This is a genomic window from uncultured Ramlibacter sp. (assembly GCF_936925435.1).
GTDB lineage: Bacteria > Pseudomonadota > Gammaproteobacteria > Burkholderiales > Burkholderiaceae_C > Ramlibacter.
In genome coordinates this window covers 1-11,031 of the sequence record NZ_CAKZHQ010000030.1, presented here as the reverse complement: position 1 = coordinate 11,031, position 11,031 = coordinate 1, and the positions used below count along the sequence as shown (strand labels likewise).

Annotated in this window: 10 protein-coding genes; 8 read left to right on the top strand and 2 right to left on the bottom strand. The window is 64.7% G+C overall.

Annotation, left to right across the window (positions count from 1 at the left end):
* The 8 genes from pufL to Q0632_RS14460 all read left to right on the top strand — a co-directional run.
* On the top strand, positions 1-647 hold a 647-nt coding region (gene pufL / locus Q0632_RS14495), incomplete at its 5' end, for a photosynthetic reaction center subunit L (protein WP_298931352.1).
* An 11-nt stretch (positions 648-658) separates the two neighbouring features.
* Complete coding sequence (pufM, locus tag Q0632_RS14490) at positions 659-1,636, top strand: photosynthetic reaction center subunit M (RefSeq protein WP_298931348.1); 978 nt, start codon at positions 659-661, stop codon at positions 1,634-1,636.
* Positions 1,633-2,709, top strand: coding sequence for a photosynthetic reaction center cytochrome PufC (gene pufC, locus Q0632_RS14485; RefSeq protein ID WP_298931345.1), 1,077 nt, complete (start codon positions 1,633-1,635; stop codon positions 2,707-2,709). Before pufM ends, pufC begins: the two co-directional genes overlap by 4 nt.
* A gap of 136 nt (positions 2,710-2,845) precedes the next feature.
* Positions 2,846-3,622, top strand: coding sequence for a hypothetical protein (locus tag Q0632_RS14480; protein WP_298931342.1), 777 nt, complete (start codon positions 2,846-2,848; stop codon positions 3,620-3,622).
* Positions 3,615-5,171 carry a 1-hydroxycarotenoid 3,4-desaturase CrtD gene (crtD, locus tag Q0632_RS14475; RefSeq protein ID WP_298931340.1) on the top strand — a complete coding sequence of 519 codons (1,557 nt, stop codon included), beginning with the start codon at positions 3,615-3,617 and terminating at the stop codon, positions 5,169-5,171. The genes Q0632_RS14480 and crtD overlap by 8 nt, the downstream gene beginning before the upstream one ends.
* A 95-nt stretch (positions 5,172-5,266) precedes the next feature.
* Positions 5,267-6,007, top strand: coding sequence for a carotenoid 1,2-hydratase (locus Q0632_RS14470; protein ID WP_298931338.1), 741 nt, complete (start codon positions 5,267-5,269; stop codon positions 6,005-6,007).
* A gap of 281 nt (positions 6,008-6,288) precedes the next feature.
* Positions 6,289-6,909, top strand: coding sequence for a uracil-DNA glycosylase (locus Q0632_RS14465; protein WP_298931335.1), 621 nt, complete (start codon positions 6,289-6,291; stop codon positions 6,907-6,909).
* A gap of 154 nt (positions 6,910-7,063) precedes the next feature.
* Positions 7,064-8,211, top strand: a protein-coding gene (locus Q0632_RS14460; protein WP_298931332.1) for an IS3 family transposase whose coding sequence is annotated in 2 segments (ribosomal slippage) — positions 7,064-7,325 and positions 7,325-8,211 — 1,149 coding nt in all. Because the reading frame shifts where the segments join, the coding sequence is not laid out codon by codon here.
* A gap of 111 nt (positions 8,212-8,322) precedes the next feature.
* Here the strand turns inward: Q0632_RS14460 and Q0632_RS14455 are convergent.
* Positions 8,323-9,399, bottom strand: coding sequence for a phytoene/squalene synthase family protein (locus Q0632_RS14455; protein WP_298931328.1), 1,077 nt, complete (start codon positions 9,397-9,399; stop codon positions 8,323-8,325).
* Positions 9,386-10,987, bottom strand: coding sequence for a phytoene desaturase (locus Q0632_RS14450; RefSeq protein WP_298931325.1), 1,602 nt, complete (start codon positions 10,985-10,987; stop codon positions 9,386-9,388). Before Q0632_RS14450 ends, Q0632_RS14455 begins: the two co-directional genes overlap by 14 nt.
* Positions 10,988-11,031 lie beyond the last annotated feature (44 nt).

The window sequence follows — 11,031 nt, the reverse complement described above, 5'->3', positions numbered from 1 at the left end:
GCATCGCGCCACCTGACCTTTCCTACGGCCTGCGCATGGCGCCGCTGATGGAAGGCGGTTTGTGGCAGCTCATCACCGTGTGTGCGCTCGGCGCCTTTGGGTCGTGGGCCATGCGCGAGGTGGAAATCTGCCGCAAGCTGGGCATGGGCTTCCACGTGCCGGTGGCCTTCGGCTTCGCCATCCTGGCGTACTTCACTCTGGTGGTGGTGCGCCCGCTGCTGATGGGCGCCTGGGGCCATGGCTTCCCCTACGGGATCATGAGCCACCTGGACTGGGTGTCCAACACCGGCTACCAGTACCTGCACTTCCACTACAACCCGGCGCACATGCTGGCCATCACCTTCTTCTTCACGACGACCTTCGCGCTGTCGCTGCACGGCTCGCTGATCCTGTCGTCGACGAACCCGCAGAAGGGCCTGGTGGTCAAGGCGCCGGAACACGAAGACACCTTCTTCCGCGACGCCATCGGCTATTCGGTCGGCTCGCTGGGCATCCACCGCCTGGGCCTGTTCCTGGCGCTGGCCGCCGTGCTCTTCAGCGCGCTGTGCATCGTGCTCAGCGGTCCTTTCTGGAGCCGTGGCTGGCCTGAATGGTGGAGCTGGTGGCTGAACTTGCCGATCTGGTCCCAATGGCCCGTCACCAAGTAAGGGAGCACACCATGGCGCAATACCAAAACCTCTTCACAACCGTGCAGGCCACGGGCCCGTTGCACCACGGCGTCGCACTCGGACGCGGCAACGACCCACGGCTTGGCGAGCCTCTGGTCAGCTACTGGCTGGGCAAGCTCGGCAACGCCCAACTGGGGCCCATCTATCTGGGGGGACTCGGCCTGGCCTCGCTGGTGTGCGGGCTGATCGCCTTCGTCACCATCGGCTTCAACATGCTGGCCTCGGTCGGCTGGGACCCGATCCAGTTCGTACGCCAACTCTTCTGGCTGGCCCTCGAGCCCCCGCCGCCCAGTTACGGACTGCAACTGCCGCCACTGAACCAGGGCGGCTGGTGGCTGATTGCCGGCGGCTTCCTCACCCTGTCGCTGCTGCTGTGGTGGGCTCGCACCTACCGCCGTGCCCGTGAACTGGGCATGGGCACGCACATCGCCTGGGCCTTCGCCGCCGCCATCTGGCTCTTCCTGGTGCTGGGTTTCTTCCGCCCCGTGCTCATGGGCTCTTGGGGCGAGGCCGTGCCTTTCGGCATCTTCCCGCATCTGGACTGGACAGCGGCGTTCTCACTGCGCTATGGCAACCTCTTCTACAACCCCTTCCATGCGCTGTCGATCGCCTTCCTCTACGGTTCGGCCCTGCTGTTTGCCATGCACGGCGCCACGATCCTGGCGGTGACCCGATTCGGTGGCGAGCGGGAAATCGAGCAGATCACCGACCGCGGCACGGCATCGGAGCGCGCCGCCCTGTTCTGGCGCTGGACCAAGGGCTTCAACGCCACCATGGAATCCATCCACCGCTGGGCCTGGTGGTTCGCGGTGCTGTGCCCGCTGGTCGGAGGCATCGGCATCCTGCTCACCGGCACCGTCGTCGACAACTGGTACCTCTGGGCCATCAAACATGGCGTAGCCCCCCCCTATCCGGACGTCTTCCCGCTCATTGCGGACCCGACCCTCAGCACAGGAGTCAAGCCATGAAGCTCAGCCACAGCAACGTCCGTCGGCTGCATCCAGCCCTGGCCTCTGTGCTCAAAAGCGTGGGGGTTGTCCTCACGGTCACCCTGCTGGCCGCCTGCGAGCGCCCGCCCATGGAATCGGTCCAGCATGGCTACCGCGGGACCGGCATGGTGCAGATCTACAACCCCCGCACGGTCGAACTCAACGCCGACAAGAACATCGTGCCCGTGGCCTTGCCGCCGGCCGATGACGGAGGCCCCAAGGCTTCCGCGGTGTTCCAGAACGTCAAGGTGCTGGGCGACTTGAGCGTCGGGCAGTTCACCCGCGTGATGACGGCCATGACCACCTGGGTCGCGCCCAAGGAAGGTTGCGTGCACTGTCACAACCCGGCCAACTTTGCGGACGAGAGCAAGTACACCAAGCAGGTCAGTCGCAAGATGATCGAGATGACGCAGCACATCAACAAGGACTGGCAGCAGCACGTGGGCAGCACGGGCGTCACCTGCTACACCTGCCACCGCGGACAGAACGTACCCAGCGACATCTGGACCAAACTCAACCCTCCGCCCTACGGTGCGAACTTCATCGGTGACAAGGCGGGCCAGAACGAGCCATCCAAGACCGTGGGCCTGGCCTCACTGCCCGTTGATCCCTTCACACCCTTCCTGCTGGGCAATGAGCCGATCCGCGTGAATGGCACCACCGCCTTGCCCTCGGGCAACCGGCAGTCGATCAAACAGGCCGAAGCAACCTACAGCCTGATGACCCACATCTCCACCTCACTGGGGGTCAACTGCACCTACTGCCACACGACGCAGTCCTTCTCGAGCTGGAAGGGCAATCCACCGCAGCGCCTGACCGCCTGGCATGGCATCCGCATGGCACGCGACCTGAACGTGAACTACATGGAGACTCTGGTCGAGGCCTTCCCGGCGCACCGCAAAGGCGCCATGGGCGACGTCGCCAAGCTCAACTGCGCCACCTGCCACCAGGGGGCTTACAAACCGCTCAACGGCGCGCCCATGGCCCAGGATTTCACAGAGCTTGGCGGACTGGCCAAGGTGCTGGCCAGCAACGTCCCGAAGCAGCAGTGAACGTCCAGCCATGACCTCCAGGGCGCGCCATGATCATGCTCCTGGCGCAGCCCCATGCCTTTCCTGAAAACCGAGGCACAAGACTGCGGTCCTGCTGCCAGGCTGGGCGCGCCCAGCCGCAAGCGGACACGCCACCATGAGCGCTGCCACCTCCTCTGCCGACGGCCTGCCCGGTGTGGTGGTGATCATCCTGCTGGACTACCTGCGCCGACACCAAGCCTGGGGATGGATGCGTCTGGCCGCCGGCCCCGCCAGCTTCAAGGACGTGCCCGGTCTGCTGTTCGCCAAGGTCATGGGCAGCGGCCACGGCGGTGGTTTCACCTTGCGCCCCAGCGCCACCCACCAGGGTCTGATCTGCCGCTTCAGCCGGTTCGACCTGGCGCTGGATTTCCTGCACGGCAAACAGGTCAGCGCGCTGCGCAAGCGTGCGCAAACGTCCTGGCTGGGTGTGCTGGCGGTGACCGCCAGCCGTGGCAGTTGGGATCAACAGACCTGGCCGCTCACCCACGCCAGCAACGGCGTGGACGCTGAGCGCGATCCAGCCGCGCCGGCCCGCCCCCTGGCCATCCTGACCCGGGCCAGCATCGTGCCCTCGCAGGCCATGGCTTTCTGGCGCCATGCGCCAGCGGCCCAGGCCGAGCTCCAAAAAGCACCGGGTTGCCTGCTGGCCATGGGCCTGGGCGAGGCACCGCTGGTACGCCAGTGCACCTTCAGCCTGTGGCAAGACGCGCAGGCCATGCGCGACTACGCCACCCGCGGTGCGCATCAGGTGGCCGCGGCGGCCGCCCACCGCCACGGCTTTTTCTCGGAGTCCCTGTTTGTCCACATGGACGTGCTGCAGATGAGCGGACACTGGCAGGGACAGGACTTTGGCAATGCACTGGGGCTGGAGCCGGAGACCGCGTATGCCTGAGCCCCACGTGGTCATCATCGGCGCTGGCATGGGCGGGCTGGCCTGCGCCTTACGGCTGGCGCACCAAGGCTGCGAGGTCACGGTGATCGAGTCCTCCGACCAGCCCGGCGGCAAGGTCCACGCACAGGAAGTTGCCGGCGCACTGATCGACAGCGGGCCCACGGTGTTCACCATGCGCTGGGTCTTCGACGAACTGCTGCGCGAAGTGGGCACCGATCTGGACACTGAGCTGAGCATCGCGCCACTGAACATCCTGGCACGGCACTTCTGGCCCGACGGCAGTACGCTGGATCTGCATGCCGACCCGCAACGCAGCGAAGCCGCCATCGCCGACTGGGCCGGGCCCGACGAGGCGCTGCGCTTTCGCCAGTTCTGCGCCACGGCACGCCAGGTCTACGAGACGCTGGAAGGCCCAGTCATCCGTTCGGCCCGGCCCCAACTCCTGCCGCTGATGGCGCGCCTCGGCCCGCAGGGCCTGGGCGTGCTGACGCGGCTGGGGCCCCTGCGCAGCCTCTGGCACCGCATGCAACACCAGTTCAGCGATCCGCGCTTGCGGCAATTGTTCGCACGCTACGCCACCTACTGCGGCTCCTCGCCCTGGCAGGCGCCCGCTACGCTGATGCTGATTGCCCAGGTCGAGATGAACGGCGTGTGGTCGGTGCGCGGCGGCATGACGGCCTTGTCGGCCATGCTGGTGCGACTGGCGCAGGCGCGCGGCGCACGTCTGCGCTACCACACGCGCTGCACGCGCATCATGCAGCAGCAGGGGCGGGTCACCGGCGTGCTACTGGACACCGGTGAACACCTGCCGGCCGACGCCGTGGTCTTCAACGGCGACGTGGCCGCCCTGCGTGCCGGTCTGCTGTCCGATGACATACGCCACGCCGTGCCCCGGTCTGCGCCACCACGCTCGCTCTCGGCCCTGACCTGGTCCATCCACGCACCCGCCACCGGGCTGGCGCTGGACCGCCACAACATCTTCTTCTGCGACGACTACGCGCGCGAGTTCGACGACCTGTTTGCAAAGCGCCGGCTGCCCCAGCAGCCCAGCGTCTACGTCTGCGCCCAGGACCGTCCGGGCGACGTGGCCACGGGCGCCGCGGAGCGTCTCTTCTGTCTGGTCAATGCCCCCGCCCTCGGGGACAACAGCACACTCGATGAAAAGGGGCTGGCCTTATGCGAATCCAACAGTTTTCAACTTCTGCGGCAGCTCGGCCTGAAGCTGGAGATTACAGCGCAGAACTGCGTGCGGACCACCCCCTGGGAATTCCATCGCCGCTTTCCGGCGACGGGCGGCGCGCTGTACGGCCAGGCGACCCACGGCTGGACCGCCCTCTTCTCGCGCCCGGGCGCGCTGACCCCGGTGCGAGGCCTGTACCTGGCCGGGGGCAGTGTGCACCCGGGGCCGGGCGTGCCGATGGCGGCGATGTCGGGCCGGCTGGCGGCCGAGGCCCTGCTGGCGAACCTCGCTTCGACCAGCGTGTCCCCCCGGACGGTTATCTCTGGTGGTATGTCGACGCCCTCAGCGACGATGGACAGCACGGCCTGACCCTCATCGCTTTCGTCGGCAGCGTCTTCTCGCCCTACTACGCATGGGCGCGGCGCCATGGCCCGGCCGATCCGGACAACCATTGCGCGCTCAACGTGGCCCTCTACAGCCGTGGTGCCAGCCGCTGGGCCATGACCGAACGCGGCGGTGCCCACTGTGCACGCGACGGCCGGCAGTTCACCATTGGCCCCAGTGCCTTGACCTGGGATGGCAGCTGCCTGCGCATCCGCATCCGCGAACGGTCCGTGCCCTGGGGCCAGCGCATCGAAGGCGAGGTGCGCCTGTGGCCCGAACAATTGTTCAACATCTCCACCCCACTGGACGCCGCCGGGCGCCACCGCTGGGGCCCGCTGGCCCCCGCGTCCCGGGTCGAGGTCGATCTGCCCGCACCCGGCCTGCGCTGGCAAGGCCGGGCCTACCTGGACTCTAACGAGGGCGACGAACCCATTGACAGAGCCTTCCACACCTGGAACTGGTCACGCGCACGCCTGCGCGACAACAGCACCCTGGTCTTCTACGACATGCAATGGCCGGGCCTGGACGAGCGCCTGCTCTCGCTGCGGTTCACACCCGATGGCCAAGTGGAAACCATGCCCGCGGCGCCCGCGCATACCTTGCGCCCGACCGGCTGGCGCATCCGCGGGCGCATGCGCAGCGAAGGACCGGTGAACCTGCAAGAGGAACTGGAAGACACACCCTTCTACCAGCGCTCGCTGCTCAACTTCAGCTACGCCGGTGAGTCCTTGCTGGCCTTCCACGAAACCCTGTCGGTACCGCGCCTGGTGTCACCTATCGTGCAGGCCATGCTGCCCTGGCGCATGCCGCGGCGGGGGTGATGCGGCCCGGATCGAAGTCCGTGGCATCACCTGCAGAAGTGCCCAAGAGCTACAGGCCTACACCTGCTGCAGATGCCGACGACTTGATGAGATGGGGCGACCACCCCGCTGTATTACAAGGTTGTATGGTTTGTTGTTTCGCCAGGGTCGTTGGAAGATGATGGGATGCAAGTTATAAATCAAACACTGACAAAAGCGGGAGAGTAAACGTGATGAGCGGCAGCCCATGTTATCGCGCACTTGTGCAGTCCATATCGCGTTAGGCATCGCAAAAAAATCTTATGGACATCCCCAAGACACTCGCAAGCGAGTCTGAGCGTGTACTTCGTACTGCGATGCTCTCGCAACCGCACGTCGCTGACTTGGTACGCCTCGTCGAGAGGATGCGAAAGACGAAGGGACCAGACTACAAGATTCCAGACTTCGACCCACTTGACGGCGGGGACAGTGCGGAAGTCTTGTTCCTGCTAGAGGCGCCAGGGCCGAAGGCCGTTACAAGCGGATTTGTCTCGCGAAACAACCCAGACGAGACAGCCAAGAACTTCTTTCTGCTCAACGCCGAAGCAGGCGTTGATCGTAGTCGTACCATCACATGGAATGCTGTACCCTGGTACATCGGATCAGACACAAAGATCAGACCCGCTAACCGCGAGGACGTGCGCGAGGCCGACGCATGGCTTCAAGAACTACTTGAAGGCCTGCGCGAACTCAGAGTCGTCATGTTTGTAGGCAAGAAGGCGCTATATGCGGAGGACGTCGTACGGGCCTGCCGGCCGGATGTTGAGATGATGACCATGCCACACCCAAGCCCGATGTTCATCAATCGCGCATCAGGCAACCGGGAACGTGTGCTTGCGGCTTTGCAACAACTCTCCCGTCGTATGACTGCGAGCGATGCCTAACCCCTTGCTGAAGCTAACCCACAGGCAGGCGGCGTAGCTCGAACGTTGAGCGCCCCTTCTGCAGCGGGTAATCCTTGAATTCATCTCTCTGATTGGGCTGCTGCCGGTTTCAAAGACACTTTGTTAAGGTGGTCGATGAAACAGGAGTTAGCAAATGGCAACGAGAAGGCAATTCAGCCGGGAGTTCAAGGTTGAAGCTGTAAAGCTGGTAACCGAACGCGGGGTTGGCGTCAGCCAAGCAGCCAGGGATTTGGATGTGGGAGAAACGGTTCTGCGCCGTTGGATGCGAGAGCTGACGCAAGACCCACAGCAGGCCTTTCCAGGCAAGGGCGTCATGAAGCCCGAACAAGCCGAGATTGACAGACTGCGCAAGGAAGTGGCCAAGCTCAAGATGGAGCGGGACATATTAAAAAAAGCCGCAGCCTACTTCGCCAGGGAATCGATGTGAGATTCGACTTTGTGGCGAAGCACCGAGTGGCTTGGCCGGTGGGATTGATATGCGAGACGCTCGGTGTCTCGCGCAGCGGCTTTTACGCATGGTTGAGCAGGCCCAGAAGCCTACGCAGCCGAAGCGACGAGGCGATGGGCGCACTGGTACGCCAAAGCTTCATTGGCAGCGACAGGACCTATGGTGCGCGTCGCGTGTGGCACGACGTGCTGGCATTAGGGTACCACTGTGGCCTGCATCGCATTGAACGCCTCATGAGGGAGCAGGCTCTGCGGGCGCGCCCCAGACGCCGTGGACTCCCACAAGACCGAGGCCAGCGCAGTGCAATTGCTGACAACGTTCTGGACCGCCAATTCCAGGCTGAGGCACCCAATCAGAAGTGGGTAGCTGACTTCACCTACATCTGGACGGCTGAAGGCTGGCTCTACGCAGCGGCAGTGCTGGACCTTTACTCACGGCGAATCGTGGGTTGGTCAATGCACGACAGCATGACCTCGCAACTGGTGGCCGATGCCTTGATGATGGCGGTATGGCGTCGGGGTAAACCGGTAGCGCTGCTGCATCACTCAGACCAAGGTAGCCAGTACACCAGCGAGCACTTCCAGCAACTGCTCAAGGAGCAAGGCATTACCTGCAGCATGAGCCGTGCTGGCGAGGTCTGGGACAACTCGGCTATGGAGAGCTTCTTCAGTTCGCTCAAGACGGAGCGCACGGCCAGGAAGGTATATCGAACCCGAGAACAAGCGCGAGCCGATGTATTTGATTACATCGAGCGGTTCTACAACTCTACGCGCAGGCATTCCACGCTGGGGTACGTAAGTCCGATACAGTTTGAGGAAGCTTTAAAAGCTTAGGGCGGTGTCCACGAGACCGGCAGCAGCCCAGATCAGGTATCTGAAAGATCGGCGCTACTTCGCAGGCGCTAGAACACCCAGCCCAGACTGGACCAAGCCGCCATCGCGGACTCAAACCGACCGTGTATGCATCATCGGCTGCACGCGCTGGCGCCGTGCGTCCTCGCGACGCTCCAGCAAATCCATGACCCACGCCACCCTTTGCGGCATGGCGCGGTTGGGGAAGAAAGCGCCAGCCAGTGCACTGCTGAGGCGCGGCTGCTGGCAGTCACGCACCAGGTAATCGATGGCGGCCAGCGGCGTAGGCGCAACCAAGGGGGTTCGTATCCACGGCGCCTGGGCCCAGGCGGTGGCCAGCAGCACGAGCTTGCGCGGGGTGCTGACCACGGTGCGGTGCGTGACCGGGTCCAAGCCGTCACGGCGCAACTGGTGGCCGATCTCGGCGTAGATCAGGCTGGCTGAAAGAATGGCGGCGCGGCAGTCGGGCGGCAGCGCGGCGATGCCGGTCTGCGCCTGTTGGTAAAGGCGGTCGGCCTCGTCAAGCAGGCATGTGATCACACCTTGCAAGGCCGGTGTGCAGACCGGCTGCTGCAGCCAGGCCTGCGGGTCGATGCCGGCCTCACGCAACCAGTCTCGGGGCAGGTAGAGGCGCTGGATGGCGGCGTCGGCCCCCACGTCGCGGGCGATATTGGTCAGTTGCATGGCCACACCCAGCTCGCAGGCACGGGCCAGGGTGTCCACGCTTTGCGGTCCCATGATCCAGCACATCATGGCGCCCACGCTGCCGGCCACACGGGCCGCATAGGCCTGCACGTCCTCCAGGCTGTCGTAATGGTGGTCTTCCGCGTCCCAGGCAAAACCTTCGATCAACGCATCAAGCAGATGGCGCGGCAACTGGTACTGCTGCACCACGGTGCTCAGCGCGTGGTCTTCGACAAAATCCCGGGGCGTGCCAGCGTAGATGAGGTCCAGCCTTTCCCTGAGCACGTCCACGGGTGCATCACCCGGCGCGGCCTCATCCACCAGATCGTCGGCCACGCGGCAGAAGGCGTAGAGCGCAATGGCGGCTTGGCGGATGCGCAGCGGCAGCAGGCGGCTGGCGGCAAAAAAGGTCTTGGAGCCGCCCTGCATCATCGTGGCGCAGGCCTGCAGGCTGTCGGGACCGAGGACGTTGTCAGGCATGGACATGGGGGATCACCGATTCCAGCGCCTTGGCCGACATGAGCACCCCAGGCACACCGGCACCGGGGTGGGTGCCCGCGCCCACCATGTAGAGGCCGGGCACGTCTTCGCTGCGGTTGTGCGGGCGAAACCAGGCGCTTTGGGTCATCACCGGCTCCAGGCCGAAACCCGCACCCTTGTAGGACCAGAGCCGGTCGTGGAAATCCTGCGGCGTGGTGACCTTGGAGGTCACGATGGACTGTTGCAGGCCGGGCAGCACGCTGCGCGCCAGCACCTCGGCAATGGCTGCGCGGTAGGTCTCGGCATAGCTGGCCCAGTCGGTGCCGCTGTCCAGGTGCGGCACGGGCGACAGGGCGTAGAAGGTGTCGCAGCCGGGCGGCGCCAGCGACGGGTCGGTGGCGGTCGGGCGGTGCAGGTAGAGGCTGAAGTCCTGCGCCAGCTTGTGGCGTTTGAAGATGTCGGTCAGCAGGGCCTTGTAGCGCGGGCCCAGCACCATCATGTGGTGCGGCACCTCGGGGTACTGGCGTGAGGTGCCGAAGTACCAGACAAACAGGCCCATGGAATACTTGCCGCGCTCGATGCGCGCATCCGTCCAGTGCCGGCGGTGTTCACGCGCCACCAGGTGCTTGTAGGTCCAGGCGGTGTCGGCATTGCTGACCACGATGTCGGCCGCGATGAATTCCCCGTTGTCGAGTTCGACGCCGCAGGCGCGGCCGTTCTCGATGCGGATGCGGGTAACCGGCGCGTTGCAGCGTAGCTGGACGCCGCGCCCCTGCAGCAATCCGACGAGGCCACGCACGATGGCGCCGGTGCCGCCCATGGCCGAGTGCACGCCCCAGGTCCGCTCCAGCGAGTTGATGAGCGCGTAGGCCGAGGTCACCGAAAAAGGATTGCCGCCGATGAGCAACGGGTGAAAGCTCATGACCACACGCAGTTTCTCGTTTTTCATGTACTTGGCGACCAGGCTGTGGATGCTGCGCCAGGCTTTCATCTTGACGAAAAAGGGAATGGCCTTGAGCAGGTCGATGGGCTGGTCGAAGGCCGTAGAGCCCAGACCGGCGAAACCCAGGTCACGGCAAAGGTCGGCGTCTTTGACGAACTGGCGGTAACCCGCCACGTCCGCGGGTGAGAAACGGGCCACCTCGGCCTCCATTCGGGCCGCGTCGCCGCTGTAGTCGAAACAACTGCCGTCGGCGAAACGGATGCGGTAGAACGGGTCCATGGGCACCAGGGTCACGTCGTCGGCAAAACGTTTGCCGCACAGCGCCCACAGCTCTTCGAGCAGAAAGGGGGCGGTAATGATGGTGGGGCCGGCGTCGAAGGTGTAGCCGTCCTGCCGGTGCACATAAGCCCGGCCGCCAGGCGCATCGAGTTTTTCCAACACCTTGACCTGGTAGCCCATGACGCTCAGGCGGATGGCAGCCGCAAGGCCGCCAAAACCGCTGCCGATGACCACGGCCAGCGGCCGCAGGTCACCCGCCGGGCCGGGGGCCGTGTCGCGTCGGTCCCGGGCCGGGGGCGGCACTGGCGACAGGGAAGATGCAGCGTCCAAGGCCGCCGCATCGCGGGAAGTGGTCAGCGGAAGTGTCAACATCTTGTGAATCAACGACTGTCAGACGAAACTGACAATCACCGTTC

Excerpts from the sequence above, each read along its gene's own strand:
- pufM (WP_298931348.1), top strand. The coding sequence starts at position 659 with ATGGCGCAATACCAAAACCTCTTCACAACCGTGCAGGCCACGGGCCCG.
- pufC (WP_298931345.1), top strand. The coding sequence starts at position 1,633 with ATGAAGCTCAGCCACAGCAACGTCCGTCGGCTGCATCCAGCCCTGGCC.
- Q0632_RS14480 (WP_298931342.1), top strand. The coding sequence starts at position 2,846 with ATGAGCGCTGCCACCTCCTCTGCCGACGGCCTGCCCGGTGTGGTGGTG.
- crtD (WP_298931340.1), top strand. The coding sequence starts at position 3,615 with ATGCCTGAGCCCCACGTGGTCATCATCGGCGCTGGCATGGGCGGGCTG.
- Q0632_RS14465 (WP_298931335.1), top strand. The coding sequence starts at position 6,289 with ATGGACATCCCCAAGACACTCGCAAGCGAGTCTGAGCGTGTACTTCGT.
- Q0632_RS14455 (WP_298931328.1), bottom strand. The coding sequence starts at position 9,399 with ATGTCCATGCCTGACAACGTCCTCGGTCCCGACAGCCTGCAGGCCTGC.
- Q0632_RS14450 (WP_298931325.1), bottom strand. The coding sequence starts at position 10,987 with ATGTTGACACTTCCGCTGACCACTTCCCGCGATGCGGCGGCCTTGGAC.